The organism is Variovorax sp. GW821-FHT10C12, from assembly GCF_059415405.1.
The window spans coordinates 96,632-118,703 of sequence record NZ_JBWKNE010000011.1 but is presented as its reverse complement, the minus strand read 5'-3'; the positions used below and the strand labels follow the sequence as shown (position 1 = coordinate 118,703).

The window sequence follows — 22,072 nt, the reverse complement described above, 5'->3', positions numbered from 1 at the left end:
GGCTACGCGCGGCGTTCGTCGCGGCCCGACGGTGTGTCGTCGCGCAACGACGGTGTCAGCGGCGCAGCGCGGCCGTGAGCGCCGACGGCGACCGGTAGCCCGTGCGGCGCGCCGTCTCGGCCACGCTCAGGCCTTCGAGCCGCAGTTCGCGCGCATGGGCCAGCCGCAGCGTGCGCAGCCAGAGCATGGCGCTGCGGCCCTGTTCCTCGCGGCAGCGCTGCGCGAACTGGCTGGGGCTCAGGCAGGCGACCTCGGCCAGGTCGGCCACGCCCAGCGGCCGGTGCCAGTTCGCCTGCGCCCAGGCTGCGAGGGCCGGCCAGTCGATGCGGCGGCGGCGCGTGTCTGCGACCGACGGGGCGGCGCCCCAGGCCTCGAGCAGCAGCGCCGGGCCGTGCTGCAGGGCGAGCGCCGCGTGCTGCGGCTGCTGCAGGCAGTGCGCGAGGTAGCGGGCCAGCGCGTGCAGCCGGGGCGCATCGGCCGGCGGCTGTTCGACGCAGCGTGCCCACGGGGCATGCGGCGTGTCGAGCACGAGGCAGACGCTGCCGCCGCGCCGGGCCTCGAAATCGTGGCGGTCGCCGGGCGCGACCACCTGGGCCTGGCCCGTACCGATGCCCGAGCCGCGGCCTTCGACTTCGATCTCGAGCACGCCGTCGAGCCCGAGCAGCACCTGGAAGTGGTCGTGCGCATGGCTGCCGCGAGATTGCGTGTAGTCGCGCAGCGAGAGGACGGGGGCGGGCGTGTGCATGGCGGGAGCGATTGTCCGCGCCGCCCCGCCGCCTGTCATCACCCCAGCCGCAGCAGCAGCGCCGAGGCCGCGCACACCAGCAGGAACGGAATGCTGATGCGGTGGAACTCGCGCAGCCCGTGCGGCAGCTTGGCCAGCCGCAGCGCGATCAGGTTGGCCAGCGAGCCCAGCACGCAGCCGAAGCCGCCCACGCTCACGCCGGCCGCGAGCGCGGGCAGGTCGTGCACGTAGCGGTCGAGCAGGATCGCCGCCGGCACGTTGCTGATGACCTGCGAGGCGGCAATGGCCGCCAGGTAGGCGCGCCAGCCTTCGCCGATGGGCCAGTGGCCCAGCAGCGCTGCCACGGCGGGCAGCTCGGCGGCCTGGCGCAGGTCGACGAACATCAGTGCGATGATGGCCAGCAAGGCCCAGTCGATGCCGCGCAGCACGCGCGGGTAGGTGAGCAGCAGCACGCCGAACACCGCGCCCAGGCCGGGCAATAACCAGTGGCGGTCGAGCGCGACCACGAAGCCGACGAACAGCACGCCGGCCAGCGCCAGCAGGCGCGGTTGCACGGGCGCGGCCTCGGCCTCCTCGCGCAGCGCGATCGGCGTGCGCGGCACCAGCCACCACACAGCGACGAAGAGCCAGAACAGCATGACCGCCACGGTCGGGCCCATCATGGCCATGAAGCCGAAGAAGCTCTCGCCCGAGCGGTGCCACAGGTACAGGTTCTGCGGGTTGCCGATGGGCGTGAGCGCCGAGCCCGCGTTCACGGCCAGCGCCTGCAGCACCACCAGCCGCGCCAGCGGCAGGTGCGCCTGCACGGCCAGCACGCGCGTGAGCGGCACCAGCAGGAACAGGCTCACGTCGTTGGTCACCAGCGCCGACAGCAGCGCGGCCGTGGCCGTGAGCGCCATCGCCAGGCCGCGCTGGCTGTGCGTGTGCGCCAGCAGGCGCCGCGCGGCGGCCTGCAGCATGCCGCTCTTCTCTACGCCCTGGGTGATGGCGAGCAGGCCCGCCAGCGCGCCCACGGTCTGCCAATCGACCAGCCGCAGCCAGTCCATCGGCGCGCGCGGGCGCACGAAGGCGAACACGACCGCGACGGCCACGAGCACCCACAGCAGGCCGTTGCCGCCGCCGTGTTCGGGCGGGGCGGTGTCGGTGCTTGCGGCGCTCACTCAGGCGCTCAGGTCGCGCAGCTCGCGCTTGAGCACCTTGCCGATCGCGCTGCGCGGCAGCTCGTCGATGAAGCGCAGGCGCGCCAGCCGCTGGGTCTTGCCGACCTGGGCGTTGGCCCACTGGAGCAGCGTGTCTTCGGTGGTGGCATCGCCCTCGCGGCGCACCACGAAGGCCACGGGCGTCTCGCCCCACTGCTCGGACGGCACGCCGACCACCGCCACGTCGGCCACCGCCGCATGGCCGCGCAGCACGCCTTCGAGGTCGCTCGGGTAGATGTTGAAGCCGCCGCTGATGATCATGTCCTTCTTGCGGTCGAACAGCGTGAGGAAGCCGTCGGCGTCGAAGCGGCCCACGTCGCCGGTGCGGATGAAGCGCTTGCCGGTGGCGTCGAACCACTCGGCCTCGCGCGTCTTCGCGGGCTGGCGGTGGTAGCCGGTCATCATGCCGGCCGAATGGCCCACCACCTCGCCGGCCACCTCGGTGTCGCCGCGCGGCAGCTCGTTGCCTTCCTCGTCGATCAGGCGGATGTCGCTGCCCGGCGCGGGCTGGCCCACGGTGTGCAGCTTGGTCGGGTTCAGGTGCGCCTCCAGGATGCAGGTGCCACCGCCTTCGGTCATGCCGTAGAACTCGACCAGCCCGCCGGGCCAGCGCTGGAGCACGTCGGCCTTGAGCGCCGCGTTGAAGGGCGCGCTGGTGCTGAACTTGTGGCGGAAGGTCGACAGGTCGTGCGCGTCGAAGCGCGGGTGCGCCATCAGGCGCTGGTACTGCACCGGCACGAGCATGGTGTGCGTCACGCGGTGCTGCACGGCCAGCTGGAGGTAGCCCAGCGCGTCGAACTTGGGCATCAGCACCACGCAGCCGCCGAAGGCGAGGGTGGGGAAGAACACCACCAGCGTGGTGTTGGAGTACAGCGGCGTCGACAGCAGCGTGACCGTCTCGGGCCCGTACTCGTACTTGGCGCCGCGCTGGATGTGCGACCAGCGCATGCCGTGGCCCTGCACGATGCCCTTGGGCTCGCCGGTGGTGCCCGACGAATAGATGATGTTGAAGGCCCAGTCGGGCTGCACGTCGACCGGCTCCGGCTTCGCGCCGGGCGCCGCGAGCCAGTCGTCGAGCGCGCGGCCGACATTGGAGCCGTCGAGCGCGATGTGCGGCAGGCCCGTGGCCTGCGCGGCGCCCACCACCTCGGCGGCCGAAGCGTCGGTGAACAGCAGGCGCGCGTCGGCGTCGGTGATCATGCGCGCCAGGCTGGCGGGCGCCGAGCCGGGGGCCAGCGGGGCCACCGCCACGCCGGCGCGCAGCGCGCCCAGGAACACGGCGGCGTAGGGCACCGACGAGGCGGCGCAGACGGCGATGGCGTCGCCCGCGCGCAGGCCGTCGCGCTGCAGGGCGGCGGCGATGCGGTCCATGAGCGCGTCGAGCGCGCGGTAGTCCAGCGTCTGCTGGGCATCGGCCAGCGCGGGGCGCTCGGGGGTGTGCTGGGCGTGGAGGCGGACCAGGTCGGCAAGGGTGCCGAAGTCGCGCGCGGCGGCGTCCTGGAGGGCGGGGTGCAAGTTCAAGGTCGATCCTTCGTCTGAGGCCAGACGGCAGGATAGCGAAGAAGCCCGCCGCAGGGTGTGCCGCCCGCGACGAAACCCGATCAGCCGGCCGTGTCGTCGCCCTGCTGCGCCACCTCGAACAGCGCGCGGATCAGCGGCCGGTCCTTGCGCACCGCCAGGCAGCACAGCGAGTAGCTGATCGAGAGCTCGTCGTCGTCGATCTCCACCATCTTCAGGCCGGGCAGCGGAATGCACTCGATCTGCGTCACGAAGCCCACGCCCATGCCGTTGGCCACGGCATGCAGGATGGCCTCGCGGCTGTTGATCTCCATCACGCAGTGCATCTGCACGCCCTGCTGCGCGCAGGCGCGCTCGACGCGGTGGCGCGTCTTGGAGCCGGGCTCGCGCAGGATCACGGGCTCGCCCGCGATGTCGCGCGTGGCGATGGTGCGTTTCTTGGCCCACGGATGCTTCGCTGGCACCACGGCCACGATGCGCTCCACGCGGTACGGCACCTGGTACAGGCCTTCGATCTCGGGCGGCTCGACGAGGATGCCGACGTCGATGTCGAAGTCTTGCAGCCCGCTGAGCGTGGAGGCCTCGGAGCCGATCGACACCGTCAGGTCGAGCCCGGCGTGGCGGCGCTTGAAACTGCGTGCCAGCTCCAGCGCGATGGGCGGCGACACCGCGCCCACGCGCACCAGCCCCGTGCGCAGCGTGTGGGCGCGCTGCAGGAACTGCATCGCCTCTTCCTCCTGCCCGAACAGGCCCTGCGTGATCGCATACAGCTGCTCGCCTGCGGCCGTGAGCCGCACGGCACGTCCGCTGCGCAGGAACAGCTCGACGTTGAAGCGCTCCTCGAGCGCCTTGACCTGGTCGGTCACGGTGGGCTGGCCGATGTGCAGGTAGCGCGCGGCCGTGGTGAAGCCGCCGGTCTTGGCGACGGCGTGGAAGCAGCGGATCCACTTGTAGTACTGGTGAAACATGGGGCGATCGTGAGGGGCGTGCGCCGAGCCTCCCTCAGATGCAGCGCCTGCGCCTATGCAGGCTTTCCCGAAGGCATCCATCGGTTTTGGACGGGTCGCACGCGCGAAATGCGATTGGACGCCCCGGTGCGCCGCTTCGACACTGCGGCCCAGACAGAAACCAGAGACAAAAAACATGCCCCACGCCTACCGCAATCCCGTGTCCATTCATTCCGGGCGAGGCAGCCTCGCACGGCTGCCCTCGCTCCTGGCGGGGCGCCGCGTCGCGCTCGTCACCTTCCCCGAGGCCCGCGGCCTGGGCCTGGCCGATCGCCTGCAGGCGCTGCTGGGCGACGCGCTTGTCACCGTCATCGACGACGTGCGCCCCAACCCCGACGTCGCCCACCTGCGCGAGCTGTACAACACCTTCTGGCAATCGGACGCGCCGTGCGACGCCATCGTGGCGGTCGGCGGCGGCAGCGCCATCGACACGGCCAAGGCCCTGATGGTGGGCACGGCCAACGGCCAGTTCGACGAGCTCGTTGCGCTGCTGGCCACCGGCAAGCCCTTCGTGCCCGCCAGCGTCAAGCCGCTGATCGCCGTGCCGACCACCGCCGGCACCGGCAGCGAGGTGACGCCGTGGGCCACCATCTGGGACGCCGGCAACCAGAAGAAATACTCGCTGCACCTGGACGCCACCTGGCCCGAGGCCGCCATCGTCGACCCCGAGCTCATGCTCTCGGTGCCGGCGGGCACCACGGTGTCGACGGGGCTCGATGCGCTCTCGCACGCACTCGAAGCGATCTGGAACGTCAACGCCAACCCGGTCTCCGACACCTTCGCCGTCTCGGCCGTGCGCGACATCTTCGACTGCCTGCCGGCGCTGCTCAAAGACCTGGGCAACCTCGACCTGCGCGAGCGCATGGCGCTGGCCGCGCTGAAGGCCGGCATGGCGTTTTCCAACACCAAGACGGCGCTGGCGCACTCCATTTCCTACGAGATGACGCTGCGCCACGGCCTGGCCCACGGCATCGCCTGCTCGTTCACGCTGCCCCTGGTGCTGGAGAAAGCCTGGGCCCGCTCGCCCGACCGCGACCAGACGCTGCAGCTGCTGTTCGGCTCCGACCTGGCGACCGCCACGCAGCGCCTCAGGGCTTTCCTGCAGGGGCTTGGCGTGAAGACCGAGTTTGCCGACTATGGCGTGGCGGACAGCGAAGCGGCGGCCATGATCGCGCGTGCCATGGACGGGGCGCGCGGCAAGAACTTCATCGGCGCGGCGGCGTTGGCCTGACAGGCAGGGACTGCGCAGCGAGACAAGACAACCAGACAGACAGCATGCCGGCCATCGAGCCGGCCCCACGGGCCCCACGCCCGTCAAGACAAGGAGACATACCATGCAAGCGGCCAATCCCATCCTGCAGGCGGGCACCTACGCACGCCCCCTCGACAATTCGTTCCGCAAGGCGCAGTGGCGGATGCTGCTGGCGGCCATGTTCTGCTACTTCTTCTTCTACACGGGGCGCCAGACCTTCGGCTTCGCCATCCCCGGCATCCAGAAGGAGTTCGGTCTTTCCAAAGAAGTGCTCGGCTGGGCCTCGACTTCGCTGCTGTGGTGCTATGCCGTCGGGCAGGCGATCAACGGCAACCTGGGCGACAAGTTCGGCGGACGCCGCGTGATGACCGCCGGCGCCATCCTCTCGTGCGCCGCCAACTGGGTCGTGAGCTTCGCGGTCGGCTTCAAGAGCCTGGCGATTCCCTGGGGCATCAACGGCTACTTCCAAGCCCTGGGCTGGGCACCGGGCAGCCGGCTGCTGTCGAACTGGTGGGGCGCGGGCGAGCGCGGCAAGGTCTACGGCTTCTACGTGTTCGCCGCCGGCTGCGCCTCGGTGCTGTCGTTCGTCACGTCGATCATCGTCGTTAACGTGCTGCACCTCGATTGGCGCTGGATCTTCCGGCTCCCCGTGCTGCTGATGCTGGTGGGCGGCATCGCCTTCTACCTGATCGCCCGTGAACGGCCCGAAGACATGGGCTTCAAGTCGCCCGACACCGGCGTGGCCAACAACAACCCGCAAGAGGCGCAGGCCGGCGTGGCCGATGGCGAACCGCAAGAAAGCTCGTGGTCGCGCTACAAGGCCGTGCTCAGCAACCCCAAGCTGATGATCGCCGCGCTGGCCATCGGCTTCCAGAACGCGGCACGCTATGGCCTCATCGTCTGGGTGCCGGTGCACTTCCTGGGCAAGGACTGGGCCAAGGCCGCCGACGGCATGATCGACCCGGCCTGGATCTCGGTGGCGCTGCCCGTGGGCATGGCCTTCGGCGCGCTCACCAACGGCTGGATCTCCGACAAGGTGTTCGGCTCCAAGCGCTACAAGGCCATCGTGCTGTACATGCTGCTGGGCTGCGTCGCCTCGATGGGCATGTACCTGCTGCCCACCAGCATCCTCGGCCTGGGGCTGCTGTTCCTCGCGGGCTTCTTCGTCTACGGCCCGGCCTCGTCGTTCTGGGCCCTGTGCCCCGACCTCGTGGGCGCCAAACGCGCCGGCACCGCCACCGGTGTCATGAACTTCTTCTCGTACCTGCTGGCCGGCCTCGGTGAACCGCTGATCGGCCGGATGCTGGACCACTCGGGCAACACCTCGATGGTGTTCCCCATCGTCGCGGCCAGCTGCCTCATCAGCGCCTGCATCGCGGTGTTCATCCGCCGCTGAAGCCCCAACTTTCCAAGGAGCACCTCTTCATGAAATCCGATCGACTCGAAGTGAACGGCCGCAGCTACCGCTGGATGGTCCGCCCGGTCGTCGTCGTCTGCGTCGACGGCTGCGAGCCTGCGTACCTCGACGCGGCCATCGAAGCCGGCGTCGCGCCCTACCTCGACACCATGCGCAAGGGCGGCGCCGACCTGCTCGCCGATTGCGTCGTGCCCTCGTTCACCAACCCCAACAACCTGTCGATCGTGACCGGCGCGCCGCCCGCGGTGCACGGTATCTGCGGCAACTACTTCTTCGACCGCGAGCTGGGCCAGGAAGTGATGATGAACGACCCCAAGTACCTGCGCGCCGGCACCGTGCTCGCGGCCTTTGCCGACGCGGGCGCCAAGCTCGCGGTGGTCACGGCCAAGGACAAGCTGCGCAAGCTGCTGGGCCACAAGATGAAGGGCATCTGCTTCTCGTCCGAAAAGTCGGACCAGGTGACGATGGAAGAGAACGGCATCGACAACGTGCTCGACATGGTCGGCATGCCGGTGCCTTCGGTGTACAGCGCCGAACTCTCGGAGTTCGTGTTCGCGGCCGGTGTGAAGCTGATGGAGTCGCAGCGCCCCGACCTGATGTACCTGTCGACCACCGACTACGTGCAGCACAAGGCCGCGCCGGGCAGCCCCGCAGCGAATGCCTTCTACCAGATGATGGACGGCTACCTCGCGCAGCTCGATGCGCTGGGCGCCACCATCGTGCTCACGGCCGACCACGGCATGAACGACAAGCACGGCGCGGACGGTTCGCCCAACGTGATCTACCTGCAGGACGTGCTCGACGGCTGGTACGGCCCGGACCGCGCGCGCGTGATCCTGCCGATCACCGATCCGTACGTGGTGCACCACGGCGCGCTCGGCTCGTTCGCCACCGTGTACGTGCCCAGCGAGGACGAGGTGCCCGGCTGGATCGACCGCATCCAGCGCATCCCCGGCATGCAGCTCGTGCTCTCGCGCAAGGAGGCCGCGCAGCGCTTCGAGCTGCCGCCCGACCGCATCGGCGACATCGTGGTCGTCAGCGAGCAAAGCACCGTCATCGGAACCTCGGCCACGCGCCACGACCTCACGGCGCTCGAAGTGCCGCTGCGCTCGCACGGCGGCGTGTCGGAGCAGAAGGTGCCCTTGATCTGCAACCGCCCCGTCGCGGGCGTTGCGAGCACGCGCCGGCTGCGCAACTTCGACGCGCTCGACCTCGCACTGAACCACGCCCAAGGCCCGCTGGTGGCCGCCGCCTGAACTTATTTGACGGAGCATTCCATGAGCAAGTCCGACCACGCCGCCCTGAAGCCCGGCACCGTGTACCGCGAAGCGCTGCGCATCGCCGGCGAGAAAGTCCACCGCGACCGCACCATCGAGGTCACCTACCCGTACACCGGCGAGGTGATCGCCACCGTGCCCAAGGCCACGCTGGACGACGTGCGCAATGCCCTGCGCATCGCCCGCGACTACAAGCCCACGCTCACGCGCTACGAGCGCTACAAGATCCTCATGCGCGCCGGCGAGATCATCGCCTCGCGCCTGGATGAAATGTCGCGCACCATCACGCTCGAGTCGGGCCTGTCGCGCAAGGACTCGCTGTATGAAGTGGGCCGCGCCTCCGACGTGCTGCTGTTCGCCGCCAACCAGGCGCTGGTGGACGACGGCCAGGTGTTCTCCTGCGACCTCACGCACCACGGCAAGAGCCGCAAGGTCTACACGATGCGCGAGCCCTTGCTGGGCGCCATCACCGCCATCACGCCGTTCAACCACCCGCTGAACCAGGTGATCCACAAGGTGGCGCCGGCCATTGCGACCAACAACCGCATCGTGCTCAAGCCCAGCGAGAAGACGCCGCTCACGGCCTTCCTGCTGGCCGACATCCTGTACGAAGCGGGCCTGCCACCGCAGATGCTGTCGGTGCTCACGGGCGACCCCAAGGAGATCGCCGACGAGCTGCTGACCAATGCCGACGTCGACCTCGTCACCTTCACCGGCGGCGTGCCCATCGGCAAGTACATCGCGGGCAAGGCCACCTACAAGCGCCAGATTTTGGAGCTGGGCGGCAATGATCCGATCATCGTGATGGAAGACGCGGACATCGAGGAAGCGGCGACGCTGGCCGCCAATGGTTCTTACAAGAACTCGGGGCAGCGCTGCACGGCGGTGAAGCGCATGCTGGTGCACGAATCGGTCGCTGATCGCTTCGTCGAACTGCTGGTCGAGAAGACCCGCGCACTGAAGTACGGCGACCCGATGGACCCCGACACCGACATGGGCACCGTGATCGACGAGGCCGCTGCGAAGCAGTTCGAAGCCGTGGTCAACGAAGCCATCGCGGCCGGCGCCAAGCTCCTGTACGGCAACGAACGCCGCGGTGCGCTGTACTCGCCCACCGTGCTCGACCACGTCGACCCCGAGATGACCGTCGCCAAGCACGAGACCTTCGGCCCCGTGTCGCCGGTGATCCGCTTCAGGAACATCGACGAGGCGATCCGCATCTCCAACGGCACGGCCTACGGCCTGTCGTCCTCGATCTGCACCAACCGCCTGGACTACATCACGCGCTTCATCCGCGAGCTGAATGTGGGCAGCGTGAACGTGCGCGAGGTGCCGGGCTACCGCCTGGAGCTCACGCCCTTCGGCGGCATCAAGGACTCGGGCCTGGGCTACAAGGAAGGCGTGCTCGAGGCCATGAAGAGCTTCACCAACACCAAGACCTATTCGCTGCCATGGTGAGCGGCGCGGCGCACGAGGCGCATGGCGCGTCGCGCGCCGTGCGTGAGACCCCGCCGCCGATGGCGTTGGCCGTCGCGGCCAAGTGGCTGTCGCGCTACAGCCGCGCCCCCATGCCTTCGTCCAAGGTGACCGACTCGGAAAGCGGGACAGCCGGCGATGGGGACCGCAACGCCGCACGCTGGATCGCCTGACCCGCCAGCACGCGCGCATGCGCATCGGCCGCGAGGATGTCGTCGAGGTTCTCGTGCGCAGATGCGGGCGCGTGTTGCAGGCAGTCTTCCACCACGTGCGCAATGTCGGTGTAGCGCAGGCGCCCGTTCAGGAAGGCATCGACCGCTACTTCGTTCGCCGCATTGAGCGTCACGCTGGCCGCGCACCCCTCACGCAGCACCTCCAGCGCCAGGCGCAGGCAGGGAAAGCGCTTCAGCTCGGGCGCGGCGAAGCTCAGGTGGGCGAGCTGCAGGAAGTCCAGCGGCGCCACGCCCGAGTCGATGCGCTCGGGCCAGGCCAGCGCGTGCGCGATCGGCGTGCGCATGTCGGGGCGGCCCAGCTGCGCCAGCACCGACTGGTCGGCATAGGCCACCATCGAATGGATCACGCTCTGCGGGTGGATCACCACCTCGATGCGCTCGGGCGGCATCGCGAACAGCCAGCGCGCCTCGATGGTCTCGAGGCCCTTGTTCATCATCGTCGCGGAGTCGACCGAGATCTTGCGGCCCATGCGCCAGGTGGGGTGCGCGCAGGCCTCGTCGGGCGTCACCCGGTCCAGCGCCTCCAACGGGCGGTGCAGGAACGGCCCGCCCGAGGCGGTGAGCACCAGCCGCTGCACGCCCGCGCCGCCGGCCGGCGCGCCGGCCAGGCACTGGAAGATCGCGTTGTGCTCGCTGTCCAGCGGCAGCAGCGCGGCGCCGTGCGCGGCCATCGCGCGCATGAACAGCGCGCCGGACATCACGAGCGCCTCCTTGTTCGCCAGCAGGATCTTCTTGCCCGCGCGCGCCGCCGCCAGCGACGACAGCAGCCCCGCCGCGCCGACGATGGCCGCCACCACCGTGTCGCAGCCCGCCGACTGCGCGACCTCGCACAGCGCCTGCGGGCCGTGCATGACCTCGGTGCGCAGGCCGGCCGCGCGCAGACGGTTCTGCAACTGCATGGCGTCTTGCGCGTCGCCGACCACCGCGACCTCGGGGCGGAAGGCGACGCAGTGCGTGAAGAGCTTGTCGAGGTTGCGGTGCGCCGTCAGCGCATGCACCGTGAAGCGGTCGGGGTGGCGCGCCACGAGGTCGAGCGTGCTGTCGCCGATCGACCCGGTGGCGCCGAGCAGGGTGAGGCGTTGCGTGGGCATGGCGATGCCTTCAGACGGAAGCGATCGGCACGACGCGCTCGCGCGAAGACGGCTTCATCCACGCACCCAGCCGCTCGCTTGCCTCGGCATCGGCGCCGTAGCGCGCGGCCACGTAGGTCTCGACCAGCCGCGTGAAGTCGTCGGCAATGTGCTCGCCCTTGAGCGTCAGCGCGCGTTCGCCGTCGATGTACACCGGCGCCACCGGCTGCTCGCCCGAGCCCGGCAGCGAGATGCCCAGGTGCGCCAGCCGGCTCTCGCCGGGGCCGTTGACCACGCAGCCCATCACGGCCACGTGCATGTCTTCCACGCCCGGAAAACGCACGCGCCAGGCCGGCGCCTGCGCGTGCAGCCAGCCTTCGATCTGGCTGGCCAGCGACTGGAAGAAGGTGCTCGTGGTGCGCCCGCAGCCGGGGCAGGCAGTCACGCTGGGCGTGAAGGCGCGCAGGCCCATCGACTGCAGGATCTGCTGCGCCACCAGCACCTCGCGCGTGCGGTCGCCGTTCGGCTCGGGCGTGAGCGACACGCGGATGGTGTCGCCGATGCCCTGTTGCAGCAGCACGCCCATCGCGGTGGCCGAGGCCACGATGCCCTTGGAGCCCATGCCCGCTTCCGTCAGGCCCAGGTGCAGCGGGTAGTCGCAGCGCGCGGCGAGTTCGCGGTACACGGCGATCAGGTCCTGCCCCTGGCTCACCTTGGCCGACAGCACGATGCGATCGGGCGGCAGGCCGACGTCTTCGGCGCGCGCGGCGTTCTCCAGCGCCGAGACGATGAGCGCCTGGCGCATCACCTCGTCGGCGGGCTGCGGCTGCGCAGCTTGCGCGTTGGCGTCCATCAGGCGCGCCAGCAGCGCGGGGTCGAGGCTGCCCCAGTTCACGCCGATGCGCACCGGCTTGCCGTGGCGGCAGGCGATCTCGATGAGCTGGCAGAACTGCGCGTCGCGCTTGTCGCCCCGCCCGACGTTGCCGGGGTTGATGCGGTACTTGGCCAGCGCCTGCGCGCAGTCGGGGTGCTGCGCGAGCAGTCGGTGGCCGTTGAAATGGAAGTCGCCCACCAGCGGCACGTGCACCTGCTGGCGCGCGAGCGCGTCGCGGATCGGCGCCACCTGCGCGGCGGCCTCTTCGTTGTTGACCGTGAGGCGCACCAGCTCGGCCCCCGCGCGCGCGAGTGCCGCCACTTGCGCCACGGTGGCGGCCGCGTCGGCGGTGTCGGTGTTGGTCATGGCCTGCACGGCCACGGGTGCATCGCCGCCGATGCGCACCGCGCCGACGCGCACCTGCCGCGAGAGGCGGCGTGCGACGGGCGGTTTCATGGCACGGCCACTTCCGTTGCGAGTTCCGCCGGCAGCCGGAACACCACGTGCTCCTCGCGCCCGGGCAGCGTCAGCAGTTCCACCTCGGCCAGCCGGCGCAGCGCGGCCACCACGTCCTGCACCATGGTCTCGGGCGCCGACGCGCCGGCGGTGACGCCCACCGCGCCGGCGTCGCGCACCCAGTCGGGCTTGAGCTCGCTGCCCTGGGCGATGAGGTAGCTGCGCACGCCGGCCTGCGCCGCGATCTCGCGCAGGCGCTGCGAGTTGGAGCTGTTCTGCGCGCCGACCACCAGCACCACGTCGACCTGCTGGCTCAGTTCGCGCACGGCCGTCTGCCGGTTCTGCGTGGCGTAGCAGATGTCGCGCGTGTCGGGGCCGACGATCTGCGGAAAGCGCCGCTGCAGCGCATCGATGATGCCGCGCGTGTCGTCCACCGACAGCGTGGTCTGCGTGATGTAGGCCAGCGGCGTGTCGGCATCGAGCACCAGCGCGTCCACGTCGGCCTCGGTCTGCACCAGCGTGACCGGCGCGGGAATCTGCCCCAGCGTGCCCGTCACCTCGGGGTGCCCGGCGTGGCCGATGAGGATCAGCGCATAGCCCTTGGCGGCATAGCGGCGCCCCTGCTCGTGCACCTTGGTGACGAGCGGGCAGGTGGCGTCGATCGCGCGCAGGCCGCGCGCGCGGGCTTCGGTCTCGACGGCCTGGCTCACGCCATGCGCGCTGAAGATCGCCACCGCGTCCGCGGGCACTTCGGCCAGCTCCTCGACGAAGACCGCGCCCTGCGCCTTCAGGTCGTCGACGACGTGCTTGTTGTGGACGATCTCGTGGCGCACGTAGATGGGCGTGCCGTGGCGCCGCAGCGCGTGTTCGACCGTGTCGATGGCCCGCACGACGCCGGCGCAGAAGCCTCGGGGCTGGGCAAGGATGACGCGCATGGTGGGGGCTCCTCGAGAGGTTGGAGGGGTCAGTTCACGCGGTGGACCACGAGATCGGCCAGCTGCCCGAGCCGCTCTGCACGCACGCCGCAGGGCGCCAGCGCCGCATGGGCGCGCGCGTTCAGCGTGCGGGCCAGCGCGCGCGAGGCGTCGAGGCCCAGCATCGATACACAGGTCGGCTTGTCGTCGTACGCGTCCTTGCCCGCGGTCTTGCCGAGCGTGGCCGTGTCGGTGGTCGCATCGAGGATGTCGTCGACGACCTGGAAGGCCAGGCCGATGGCGCTGCTGTAGTCGTCGAGCGCGCGGTACAGCGCGGCGTTCGCTGGTGTGTCGGCCACGCCGCACAGCGCGCCCATGCGCACCGCCGCGCGAATCAGCGCGCCGGTCTTCATGCGGTGCATCTGCTCGAGCGCGGGCTGGCTCAAGGACCGGCCCGCACTCTGCAGGTCGATGGCCTGGCCGCCAACGAGCTGGCGCGAGCCGGCCGCCTCCGAGAGCTCGCGCACCAGTGCGATGCGGCGCTCGGCCGGCAGCGGCAGTTCGCCCAGCGTGAGGAAGGCCTGCGCCTGCAGTGCATCGCCCACGAGGATGGCCGTGGCTTCGTCGTAGGCCACGTGCACGGTCGGCTTGCCCCGGCGCAGGTCGTCGTCGTCCATCGCGGGCAGGTCGTCGTGCACGAGCGAGTAGACGTGGACCATCTCGATGGCGGCGCCCGTGGCGTCGAGCGCGTCGGGCGGTGCGTTTACCAGGGCGCCTGCGGCCTGACACAGCAGCGGGCGGATGCGCTTGCCGCCGCCGAGCGTGGCGTAGCGCAATGCCTCGTGCAGGCGCGAGGGGAGGGTGTCGGACGGCGGCAGGTGCATGCCGAGGGCAGCTTCGGTCCGCTGGACCGTGCCGCGCATCCATTCTTCGAAGGTGTCGGCCGGCTCGATGTCCGCTGCCGGCATCTGCCGTGCTTCATGGCGCATGGCTGGCTTCCCGAAGACGCACCGGTGCGGCATCGCGCTGCGAAGGCACCGGGAGGGCGCCGGGGTCGAGGCCGTCCACCAGGCCGCCGGGGTAGAAGCGGGAGGCCCAGCGCCGGTGGGCGATCATGGTCTTGTCGCTCGCGATCAGCTGCGGATGCCTCACGAAGCGCTTGGCGTTCCAGATCTGGTAGTCCGGCTTGACAAACCATCCCAGCCAGAAATTGGCGAACGGCACGAGCATGCGATAGGTCAGGTTTCTGAGCATCGGCGGCCATCGGTTGACCCGTGCGATGCTCAGCTGGTTCGCCACGTCCAGGCGCCACTTCAAGGGCTCGGTCTGGACGAAATGCGCGATGGAATTCAGCCGGACCCCGAGGTCCGGCATGTGGAAAAGACCCACAGCGCAGCCCACGCCGTAGTTCAGGAAGGTGCCCAGGAAGCGCTGTCCCTTCCAGCGCGCCGTGAGCGTGACTTCGAACAGGCTGCCGTCGATCCGGTACGACATCTGCGTGTCCGTGAGGCCGTGGACCCAGCCGAAATGTGCGACGTCCGCGCTGTTCTCGACGCCGTCGTGCGCCTGGCCCTTCAGCTCCTAGTGGACGTACAGCGCAGCGGAGCCTGCCTCGAAGTCCTGGGTCGGCATCTCCCAGGTCGGTGGCAGGCCGGCATGATCAACCCACACGAGGATGCCGCCGTCGACCTCCCGCGCATGGCGGGCCGTGAGGGCGGCGCGAGGCGGGCTGTCGCCCCCGCCGGTGCGAACGCAGCCGCCGTCGGGGCCGAACGCGAGGCCGAGTTCCGAGGGCTCGCAGGGGGCCAGCGCCGGGCGCATGGCGCGCCATCTTTGCCGGCTGGCTTCATTGGCGCTGGCATAGGCGCGTTCCGAAATCAATCCGCCCAGATAAAGGCGCAGCATGCCGACGGGTGGCGAAATCGACATGTCGTTGTCATTCAATATCACCAACAAGCGGCCACATGCTTGCGTATTGTTCATGGCCTCGAAAGCCATACCGGCGCTCAAGGCCCCGTCGCCGATTACCGCAATGGCGTGGTCGGTCGAATTGGAAATGCGGACGGCCTGTGCAAATCCCAGGGCGGCGGAAATGGACGTGCTGGAATGCGCGGTGCCGAAATGATCGTGTTCGGATTCGGTGCGCCTCGGAAATCCGGAAATGCCGCCGAATTGGCGCAAGGTGGGCATGGCCTGGCGCCGGCCGGTCAGGATCTTGTGGGCGTAGCTCTGGTGGCCGACATCCCAGACGATGCGGTCGCGCGGGGTGTCGAACACGTAGTGCAGGGCGACCGTCAGCTCGACCGTGCCCAGGTTGGAGGCGAAGTGGCCGCCCGTGCGCGACACGCTGTCGACGATGAAGGATCGCAATTCATCAGCAAGGCCCGGCAATTGCGCAATGCCGAGCTGGCGCAGCGAATGGGGCGAATCGATGGCTTCGAGCAGGGCATGCATTCCGGTTTCTCCGTGAGATGGAAACGCGCGGGCCGTGGCGACTGAATTTTTCGTGCGATGCGGTTTTAATTAATTCTTGGCAAAACAATGCCTTGGAAATTGACGGCTCAATTTCCTTGTCAAAGCCTCCGAGGGATCTTGAGGTCGCGTCGGCTCTGGGTTTTTAATTCCATGCCGAGCGAAATCAGGAGGTCAGCGTAGGGGATGAATTTGGCAGGCGCAAGCGAATGCCGCCGCAAATTTTTTGATACCCCGAGTTATTTCCCCCGAAGGTTTTAATCAGTTTTTTGGATGGCGCGGCAGGCGCGCAAGACCGTCGCCGCGGCCGTCGGGAAGCGGCTGCGGGGCGAGGTCGAAGGGGGCGGGAAGAGGGGTGTGCGCCGACGCCCGCGTGCGGCGGGCGGTCGGGCAGGGGGCGTCAGACGCCGGCGGCGTGCGCCTGCTGATCGGCGTGGTAGCTGGAGCGCACCATCGCGCCCACGGCCGCGTGGCTGAAGCCCATCTTGTAGGCCTCTTCCTCGAACATCTTGAAGGTGTCGGGGTGCACGTAGCGGCGCACCGGCAGGTGCGAGCCCGACGGCGACAGGTACTGGCCGATGGTCAGCATGTCGATGTCGTGGGCGCGCATGTCGCGCATCACCTGCAGGATCTCTTCGTCGGTTTCGCCCAGGCCGACCATGATGCCGCTCTTGGTCGGCACGTTCGGGTGCAGCGCCTTGAACTTCTTCAACAGGTTCAGGCTGAACTGGTAGTCGCTGCCGGGGCGCGCTTCCTTGTACAGGCGCGGCGCGGTCTCGAGGTTGTGGTTCATCACGTCCGGCGGCGCGGCCTTGAGGATTTCCAGCGCGCGGTCGTCGCGGCCGCGGAAGTCGGGCACCAGGATCTCGATCTGCGTCATCGGCGAGAGCTCGCGGATGTTCGCGATGCAATCGACGAAGTGCTGGCTGCCGCCGTCGCGCAGGTCGTCGCGGTCGACGCTGGTGATCACCACGTACTTCAGGCGCAGCTTGGCGATGGTCTTGGCCAGGTTGAGCGGCTCGTCCTTGTCCAGTGGGTCGGGGCGGCCATGGCCCACGTCGCAGAACGGGCAGCGGCGGGTGCACTTGTCGCCCATGATCATGAAGGTGGCCGTGCCGTTGCCGAAGCATTCGCCGATGTTCGGGCACGAGGCTTCTTCGCAGACCGTGTGCAGGTTGCTTTCGCGCAGGATCTGCTTGATCTCGTAGAAGCGGGTGGTGGGGCTGCCGGCCTTGACGCGGATCCACTCGGGCTTCTTGAGCACTTCGCCGGTCTGCACCACCTTGACGGGGATGCGCGACAGCTTGGCCGCGGCCTTCTGCTTGGCCAGGGGGTTGTAGTTTTCGGCGCTCTGGGCGTCGCGGACGACTTCGGTGGTGCTCATTGGATTGCTAAGGTGCCAGGAAGGTGATGAGCTTCTGGCCCAGCACGCCGGCAGCTTCTTCCCATGTGGTTTGGACGCCGATTGTAGAAAGGTCGACCGTTTTCAGCCCCGCGTAGCCGCAAGGGTTGATGCGCGAGAAGGGTTCGAGGTCCATCGCGACATTGAGCGACACACCGTGGTAAGTGGCGTGACGGCTCACCTTGATGCCCAGCGCGGCGATCTTGCCCAGGCCCCGGAACGGGTCGGCGCCGGGCATCGGGCCGGTCAGCGCGGCATGCGAGAACGGGTCGTCCAGGCGCACGTAGATGCCCGGGGCGCCCGGCACGCGGTGGCCGGTCACGCCGAAGTGGGCGAGCGTGCGCAGCACCGATTCCTCGATGCGGTAGACGTATTCCTTGACGTAGTAGCCCGCGCGCCGCAGGTCGATGAGCGGGTAGGCCACCACCTGGCCCGGGCCGTGGAAGGTGACCTGCCCGCCCCGGTCGGTCTGCACGACGGGGATCGGGCCGGGGGCCAGGATGTGGTCGGTCTTGCCCGCCAGCCCTTGGGTGAACACGGGGTCGTGCTCGCAAATCCATAGCGCGTCGGGGCTCTCGGGCGTGCGCTCCTGCGTGAAGCGCTGCATCGCCGCATAGGTGGCGAGGTAGTCGGCCCGGCCGAGCGACTGCGCTTCGATGGTCAAAGAACGACCTTGACCGACGGGTGCGACGACAGGGCGCGATACAGGTCGTCGAGCTGCTCGCGGCTGGTGGCGGTGACGGTGATCGTCACGCCCAGGTAGTTGCCGGCCTTGCTGTCGCGCAGCTCGACGGTGGTGGCGTCGAAGGCGGGGTCGAAGCGCTCGGCGATCTGCGTGATGGCGTGCACCAGGCCGTCGGTCTTGGCGCCCATCACCTTGATCGGGAACTGTGAGGGGTACTCGATCAGCGACTCCTTGCGCGGGTCGGGGATCGGGGCGGTGGTGTCGTCGGTCGGGGGCGTGGTGTTGTCGGTCATGCAAGGGCTCCTGGCTTCTCAGCGTTGCGTTGCTTGGCCTGTTGGTAGGCGGCATACAAGCTCTGGTAGATGGGGCCGGGACGGCCATTGCCAATGGTCTGGCCATCGAGTGTGACGACGGGCAACACTTCCTTGGTGGCCGAGGACAGCAACAGCTCGTCGGCGCCGAACACCTCGTCACGCGACACGCGGCGCAGCGCGAAGGGAATGCCGCTGTCCCGGCACAGGCGCTCGAGCAGGCCATAGCGGATGCCGGTCAGCACGAGGTTGTCCTTGGGCGGGCCGATGAGCGTGCCGTCCTTCACGATCCACACATTGCTCGACGAGGCCTCGCTGAGCCAGTCGCCGCGGAACATCACGGTCTCGGTCGCACCGGCCTCGACGCTGATCTGCCGTGCGAGCACCGCGCCCAGTAGGCTGGTGCTCTTGATGTGGGCCTTCTGCCAGCGGAAGTCGTCGGCGGTGACGCAGGTCACGCCCTTGGCGCGCACCGCATCGGCCACCGGCGGCAGGGGGTTCACCATCGCGAACACGGTGGGGCGCAGGCCGCGCACCATGGCGTGGTCACGTGGTGCGACGCCGCGCGAAACCTGGAAGTACACGGCCTGCGGTGCTTGGCCCAGCGGCGCGGCAAGCTGTGTTGCAATGTCGCGCCATTCGTCGCGCGAGTAGGGGTTGTCGATCTGCAGTTCGGCCAGCGAACGCTCGAGGCGCGCGATGTGCTCGTCGAAGCAGAAGGGCGCTCCGAAGTACACAGGGATGACTTCGTAGATGCCGTCGCCGAAGATGAAGCCGCGGTCGAGGACGCTGATCTTCGCGTCGCGCAGGGGGGTGAATTCGCCGTTGAGAAAACACGGCGTGTCGGGCAGTGCCGAGGTGATGTCTTGCATCCGCAAATTATGGGCGGACGCCACACTCGGTGCAGAACTGTCGACGAAGTGTCACGTTATGTCGGGACCCCGCTAGGTTTTACTTATAATCAATGGCTTTGTAAAATTCTCCGGGGACAAACACGGGGTGCATTCGAATGACAACCAACGCCCCTGTCCCTGAGGTTGACGCCGAAGAATCAGATTTCAAGCCACTCACGGCCGAAGAGGCCCAGAAGTTGCGCGAGCAAAACCCCGAGCTGTCGCCCTGGTGGGTGATCGCAGCCCAAGTGGCTGCAGGTGTGGTGGTAGCTTGCCTGGCGTGGATCTGGACGGCGCGATCCGAGGCTGCAATCTCGGCGTTTTACGGAGCCATGACAGTAGCGATCCCCGCGGCCTTGTTTGTCCGCGGTGTCCGGCGCAAACCGGGCATGCCGTCGCAGGCTGTCATGTTGAGGTTTTTTGTGTGGGAGATGATCAAGATCGCGCTGACCGTTGCCTTGCTGGCCGCGGCGCCGTGGCTGATCGGGGGGCTCGTCTGGCTGGCCATGGTGGCTGGCGTGGTGGTCGCCATGAAGATGTACTGGGTGGCACTGTTGGTGCGGCCCAAATTTTTGAACCGGATTTGACTGTTTTGGAAGAGAGACGCTGAAAGATGGCCGCCGAAGGACACGCCCCGACCGCGAGTGAATACATCGTTCACCACCTCCAGCACTGGCAAGTCGACTGGAGCCTCAAGCCCGTCGTTCAATCCGCCATTGTTGACTTCAACGTCATCAACCTTGACTCGGTGCTCTACGCGCTGATCATTGGCGCATTGGGTTGCTTCGTGCTGTGGCTGGCTGCCCGCAAGGCAACGCCCGGCGTGCCCGGCCGCTTCCAGGCCGCGGTCGAAATCCTGGTCGAGATGGTCGACAACCAGGCCAAGGCCAACGTGCACAACGCCGCGAGCCGCAAGTTCATTGCCCCGCTGGCGCTCACCGTGTTCGTCTGGATCTTCCTGCTGAACGCGATGGACATGCTGCCGGTCGACCTGCTGCCGGCCATCTGGACCCAGGTCTACTCGGCCCTGGGCCACGATCCGCACCACGCCTACATGCGTGCCGTGCCGACCGCCGACCTCTCGACCACGCTCGGTCTTTCGACTTCTGTGCTGCTCCTGTGCCTCTTCTACAGCGTCAAGGTCAAGGGCCTGGGCGGCTGGGGCCATGAGCTGATCACCGCGCCCTTCGGTGCCCACCCTCTGCTGTGGCCCATCAACCTGCTGATGCAGGTCATCGAGTACCTGGCCAAGACGGTCTCGCACGGCATGCGGTTGTTCGGCAACATGTATGCAGGCGAGCTCGTCTTCATGCTCATCGCCCTCATGGGCGGTGCCATGGCGGCCTCGTTCTCCGGTGTGTTGCTGCCCATCGGGCACATCATTGCCGGCACTGTCTGGGCGATCTTCCACATCCTGGTGATCACGCTGCAGGCTTTCATCTTCATGATGCTGACCCTGATCTATCTGGGCCAGGCGCATGAGGCGCATTGAGTTTCCCTTTTTCTTTTCGTTTGCTTTAAATCTGTTCTAAGGAGTCATCATGGAAAACATTCTCGGTCTCGTCGCTCTCGCTTGTGGTCTGATCGTCGGTCTCGGCGCCATCGGTGCTTCCATCGGCATCGCGCTGATGGGTGGCAAGTTCCTGGAATCGTCGGCCCGTCAACCTGAGCTCATGAACGACCTGCAGACCAAGATGTTCATCTTGGCTGGTCTGATCGACGCGGCTTTCCTGATCGGCGTGGCCATCGCTCTGCTGTTCGCCTTCGCCAACCCGTTCGCCGCGACCCTGCTGGCCAACCTGCCCAAGTAAGCCGGTTCAACGCCACTCCAGAAAGGTGTTGCCGTGAGTATCAACGCGACCCTGTTCGTTCAGGCCATCGTCTTCTTGCTGCTGGTGCTGTTCACGATGAAATTCGTGTGGCCGCCCATCGCGAAGGCTTTGGATGAACGCGCACAAAAGATCGCTGCGGGCCTGGCGGCCGCCGAGAAGGCCAAGGCTGAACTCGCTTCCGCCAACCAGCGCGTCGAGCAGGAACTGGTTCAGTCTCGCAACGAGACCACCAGCCGCCTGGCCGATGCCGAGCGCCGCGCCCAGCAGATCATCGAAGAGGCCAAGGGCCGTGCAACGGTGGAGGCCAACAAGATCGTGGCCGACGCGCACGCCGAAGCCGAACAGCAGTCCGTGCGTGCCCGTGAAGCCCTGCGTGAGCAGGTCGCTGCACTGGCCGTCAAGGGTGCCGAGCAGATTCTCCGCAAGGAAGTCAATGCCGGTGTCCACGCCGACCTGCTCCAGCGCCTGAAGACCGAGCTCTGAGGACGATATGGCCGAACTTGCGACCATTGCCCGCCCCTACGCGGACGCGCTCTTCGAGGCTACTTCGAGCGACCTCGAAGGCACGGCCGGCTGGATCGGCCAGCTGGCCGCTCTCGCTGCCGATCCCCAGCTCCTGCAGTTCGCTGCCGACCCGAAGGTGTCGCCGGAACAGGTCTTCGACCTGATCTCCGGTCTGCTGCCGCAAGCCTTGCCGGACGCCGGCAAGAACTTCCTGCGCACGGTGATCGACAACGGCCGGCTCGCTGCATTGCCCGAAGTCGCGGCCCAGTACCGCGAGCTCAAGAACGCCAAGGGCGGCACGTCCGACGCGGTGATCTACAGCGCCTTCCCGATCGACGCGGCGAGTCTCGCCGAGGTCGCCGTCGCGCTGCAACGCCGTTTCGGTCGCACGCTGAACACGCGTGTGGAATCCGATCCTTCGCTGATCGGCGGCATCCGTGTGGTGGTGGGGGACGAAGTCCTCGACACCTCCGTCAAGGCGCGTCTCGAACAAATGAAAGCAGCGCTCACCGCCTGAGGCGGCGAGCCGCGGTTG

General features: G+C 68.2%; 22 protein-coding genes and 1 pseudogene. 9 read left to right on the top strand and 14 right to left on the bottom strand.

All coding sequences use genetic code 11. The features are described from left to right. Positions 1 to 55: 55 nt before the first annotated feature. The 4 genes from AC07OH_RS29685 to AC07OH_RS29670 all read right to left on the bottom strand — a co-directional run bounded on the left by AC07OH_RS29685 (position 56) and on the right by AC07OH_RS29670 (position 4,430). Entirely contained in the window at positions 56 to 745 is a 690-nt protein-coding gene (locus AC07OH_RS29685; RefSeq protein ID WP_495303078.1) for a helix-turn-helix domain-containing protein, read from the bottom strand. A gap of 38 nt (positions 746 to 783) precedes the next feature. Then, a complete protein-coding gene (locus tag AC07OH_RS29680; RefSeq protein WP_495303077.1) occupies positions 784 to 1,905 on the bottom strand; it encodes an SLC13 family permease in 1,122 nt (373 codons plus the stop codon). Next, the gene (locus tag AC07OH_RS29675) at positions 1,906 to 3,459 is read right to left on the bottom strand and encodes a class I adenylate-forming enzyme family protein (protein WP_495303104.1); all 1,554 of its coding nucleotides are present in this window, start codon (positions 3,457 to 3,459) and stop codon (positions 1,906 to 1,908) included. A gap of 86 nt (positions 3,460 to 3,545) precedes the next feature. Beyond that, entirely contained in the window at positions 3,546 to 4,430 is an 885-nt protein-coding gene (locus tag AC07OH_RS29670) for a LysR substrate-binding domain-containing protein (protein ID WP_495303076.1), read from the bottom strand. A 175-nt stretch (positions 4,431 to 4,605) separates the two neighbouring features. Here AC07OH_RS29670 and psrA point away from each other — a divergent pair, with 175 nt between their 5' ends. The 4 genes from psrA (at position 4,606) to phnY (ending at position 9,873) form a co-directional block, all read left to right on the top strand. Then, a complete protein-coding gene (gene psrA / locus AC07OH_RS29665) occupies positions 4,606 to 5,700 on the top strand; it encodes an iron-containing alcohol dehydrogenase PsrA (protein ID WP_495303075.1) in 1,095 nt (364 codons plus the stop codon). Positions 5,701 to 5,803: 103 nt separating this feature from the next. Further along, on the top strand, positions 5,804 to 7,117 hold the full coding sequence (locus tag AC07OH_RS29660) for an MFS transporter (protein WP_492683059.1): 1,314 nt from the start codon (positions 5,804 to 5,806) through the stop codon (positions 7,115 to 7,117). A 29-nt stretch (positions 7,118 to 7,146) separates the two neighbouring features. Further along, a complete protein-coding gene (gene phnA / locus AC07OH_RS29655) occupies positions 7,147 to 8,394 on the top strand; it encodes a phosphonoacetate hydrolase (RefSeq protein ID WP_495303074.1) in 1,248 nt (415 codons plus the stop codon). A 21-nt stretch (positions 8,395 to 8,415) separates the two neighbouring features. Continuing rightward, complete coding sequence (gene phnY / locus AC07OH_RS29650) at positions 8,416 to 9,873, top strand: phosphonoacetaldehyde dehydrogenase (RefSeq protein ID WP_492737068.1); 1,458 nt, start codon at positions 8,416 to 8,418, stop codon at positions 9,871 to 9,873. 94 nt (positions 9,874 to 9,967) lie between these two features. On the opposite strand, the gene ispC is transcribed toward phnY, so the two are convergent. The 10 genes and pseudogenes from ispC to AC07OH_RS29600 all read right to left on the bottom strand — a co-directional run bounded on the left by ispC (position 9,968) and on the right by AC07OH_RS29600 (position 19,180). Continuing rightward, positions 9,968 to 11,215, bottom strand: a complete 1,248-nt coding sequence (ispC, locus tag AC07OH_RS29645; RefSeq protein ID WP_495303073.1) for a 1-deoxy-D-xylulose-5-phosphate reductoisomerase — start codon at positions 11,213 to 11,215, stop codon at positions 9,968 to 9,970. A gap of 10 nt (positions 11,216 to 11,225) precedes the next feature. Further along, positions 11,226 to 12,524, bottom strand: coding sequence for a flavodoxin-dependent (E)-4-hydroxy-3-methylbut-2-enyl-diphosphate synthase (gene ispG / locus AC07OH_RS29640; protein WP_495303072.1), 1,299 nt, complete (start codon positions 12,522 to 12,524; stop codon positions 11,226 to 11,228). Continuing rightward, entirely contained in the window at positions 12,521 to 13,459 is a 939-nt protein-coding gene (gene ispH, locus AC07OH_RS29635; protein ID WP_495303071.1) for a 4-hydroxy-3-methylbut-2-enyl diphosphate reductase, read from the bottom strand. Before ispH ends, ispG begins: the two co-directional genes overlap by 4 nt. A 29-nt stretch (positions 13,460 to 13,488) precedes the next feature. Beyond that, the gene (locus AC07OH_RS29630) at positions 13,489 to 14,406 is read right to left on the bottom strand and encodes a polyprenyl synthetase family protein (RefSeq protein WP_495303103.1); all 918 of its coding nucleotides are present in this window, start codon (positions 14,404 to 14,406) and stop codon (positions 13,489 to 13,491) included. A 10-nt stretch (positions 14,407 to 14,416) separates the two neighbouring features. After that, a complete protein-coding gene (locus AC07OH_RS29625; protein ID WP_495303070.1) occupies positions 14,417 to 14,932 on the bottom strand; it encodes a hypothetical protein in 516 nt (171 codons plus the stop codon). A 312-nt stretch (positions 14,933 to 15,244) separates the two neighbouring features. After that, positions 15,245 to 15,892 (bottom strand): annotated as a pseudogene (locus AC07OH_RS29620) (1-deoxy-D-xylulose-5-phosphate synthase N-terminal domain-containing protein); the annotation flags it as partial. 418 nt (positions 15,893 to 16,310) lie between these two features. After that, on the bottom strand, positions 16,311 to 17,294 hold the full coding sequence (gene lipA / locus AC07OH_RS29615) for a lipoyl synthase (RefSeq protein WP_095747013.1): 984 nt from the start codon (positions 17,292 to 17,294) through the stop codon (positions 16,311 to 16,313). A gap of 7 nt (positions 17,295 to 17,301) precedes the next feature. After that, positions 17,302 to 17,976, bottom strand: a complete 675-nt coding sequence (gene lipB / locus AC07OH_RS29610) for a lipoyl(octanoyl) transferase LipB (protein ID WP_101493840.1) — start codon at positions 17,974 to 17,976, stop codon at positions 17,302 to 17,304. Then, complete coding sequence (locus AC07OH_RS29605; protein WP_489062048.1) at positions 17,973 to 18,290, bottom strand: YbeD family protein; 318 nt, start codon at positions 18,288 to 18,290, stop codon at positions 17,973 to 17,975. Before AC07OH_RS29605 ends, lipB begins: the two co-directional genes overlap by 4 nt. Next, positions 18,287 to 19,180 (bottom strand): D-amino acid aminotransferase, encoded by an 894-nt coding sequence (locus AC07OH_RS29600; RefSeq protein WP_495303069.1) that lies wholly within the window; start codon positions 19,178 to 19,180, stop codon positions 18,287 to 18,289. The genes AC07OH_RS29605 and AC07OH_RS29600 overlap by 4 nt, the downstream gene beginning before the upstream one ends. A 137-nt stretch (positions 19,181 to 19,317) precedes the next feature. Here AC07OH_RS29600 and AC07OH_RS29595 point away from each other — a divergent pair, with 137 nt between their 5' ends. The 5 genes from AC07OH_RS29595 to AC07OH_RS29575 are packed head-to-tail and all read left to right on the top strand — an operon-like array spanning position 19,318 to position 22,054. Continuing rightward, positions 19,318 to 19,788, top strand: coding sequence for an ATP synthase subunit I (locus AC07OH_RS29595; protein ID WP_056576477.1), 471 nt, complete (start codon positions 19,318 to 19,320; stop codon positions 19,786 to 19,788). Between the two features lie 26 nt (positions 19,789 to 19,814). Beyond that, the gene (atpB, locus tag AC07OH_RS29590; protein WP_495303068.1) at positions 19,815 to 20,693 is read left to right on the top strand and encodes a F0F1 ATP synthase subunit A; all 879 of its coding nucleotides are present in this window, start codon (positions 19,815 to 19,817) and stop codon (positions 20,691 to 20,693) included. A 49-nt stretch (positions 20,694 to 20,742) separates the two neighbouring features. Beyond that, positions 20,743 to 21,012, top strand: coding sequence for a F0F1 ATP synthase subunit C (gene atpE / locus AC07OH_RS29585; protein ID WP_056576471.1), 270 nt, complete (start codon positions 20,743 to 20,745; stop codon positions 21,010 to 21,012). A 33-nt stretch (positions 21,013 to 21,045) separates the two neighbouring features. Continuing rightward, entirely contained in the window at positions 21,046 to 21,516 is a 471-nt protein-coding gene (locus tag AC07OH_RS29580; RefSeq protein WP_062480176.1) for a F0F1 ATP synthase subunit B, read from the top strand. A 7-nt stretch (positions 21,517 to 21,523) separates the two neighbouring features. Next, positions 21,524 to 22,054: a F0F1 ATP synthase subunit delta gene (locus AC07OH_RS29575; RefSeq protein WP_095950109.1), complete on the top strand. Its 531-nt coding sequence runs from the start codon at positions 21,524 to 21,526 to the stop codon at positions 22,052 to 22,054. Positions 22,055 to 22,072: the final 18 nt, after the last annotated feature.

Excerpts from the sequence above, each read along its gene's own strand:
- phnA (WP_495303074.1), top strand. The coding sequence starts at position 7,147 with ATGAAATCCGATCGACTCGAAGTGAACGGCCGCAGCTACCGCTGGATG.
- atpE (WP_056576471.1), top strand. The coding sequence starts at position 20,743 with ATGGAAAACATTCTCGGTCTCGTCGCTCTCGCTTGTGGTCTGATCGTC.
- AC07OH_RS29670 (WP_495303076.1), bottom strand. The coding sequence starts at position 4,430 with ATGTTTCACCAGTACTACAAGTGGATCCGCTGCTTCCACGCCGTCGCC.
- AC07OH_RS29595 (WP_056576477.1), top strand. The coding sequence starts at position 19,318 with ATGACAACCAACGCCCCTGTCCCTGAGGTTGACGCCGAAGAATCAGAT.
- atpB (WP_495303068.1), top strand. The coding sequence starts at position 19,815 with ATGGCCGCCGAAGGACACGCCCCGACCGCGAGTGAATACATCGTTCAC.
- AC07OH_RS29660 (WP_492683059.1), top strand. The coding sequence starts at position 5,804 with ATGCAAGCGGCCAATCCCATCCTGCAGGCGGGCACCTACGCACGCCCC.
- ispG (WP_495303072.1), bottom strand. The coding sequence starts at position 12,524 with ATGAAACCGCCCGTCGCACGCCGCCTCTCGCGGCAGGTGCGCGTCGGC.
- ispH (WP_495303071.1), bottom strand. The coding sequence starts at position 13,459 with ATGCGCGTCATCCTTGCCCAGCCCCGAGGCTTCTGCGCCGGCGTCGTG.
- AC07OH_RS29630 (WP_495303103.1), bottom strand. The coding sequence starts at position 14,406 with ATGCCGGCAGCGGACATCGAGCCGGCCGACACCTTCGAAGAATGGATG.
- AC07OH_RS29685 (WP_495303078.1), bottom strand. The coding sequence starts at position 745 with ATGCACACGCCCGCCCCCGTCCTCTCGCTGCGCGACTACACGCAATCT.
- lipA (WP_095747013.1), bottom strand. The coding sequence starts at position 17,294 with ATGAGCACCACCGAAGTCGTCCGCGACGCCCAGAGCGCCGAAAACTAC.
- phnY (WP_492737068.1), top strand. The coding sequence starts at position 8,416 with ATGAGCAAGTCCGACCACGCCGCCCTGAAGCCCGGCACCGTGTACCGC.
- ispC (WP_495303073.1), bottom strand. The coding sequence starts at position 11,215 with ATGCCCACGCAACGCCTCACCCTGCTCGGCGCCACCGGGTCGATCGGC.
- AC07OH_RS29575 (WP_095950109.1), top strand. The coding sequence starts at position 21,524 with ATGGCCGAACTTGCGACCATTGCCCGCCCCTACGCGGACGCGCTCTTC.
- AC07OH_RS29625 (WP_495303070.1), bottom strand. The coding sequence starts at position 14,932 with ATGTCGTACCGGATCGACGGCAGCCTGTTCGAAGTCACGCTCACGGCG.
- psrA (WP_495303075.1), top strand. The coding sequence starts at position 4,606 with ATGCCCCACGCCTACCGCAATCCCGTGTCCATTCATTCCGGGCGAGGC.
- AC07OH_RS29600 (WP_495303069.1), bottom strand. The coding sequence starts at position 19,180 with ATGCAAGACATCACCTCGGCACTGCCCGACACGCCGTGTTTTCTCAAC.
- AC07OH_RS29605 (WP_489062048.1), bottom strand. The coding sequence starts at position 18,290 with ATGACCGACAACACCACGCCCCCGACCGACGACACCACCGCCCCGATC.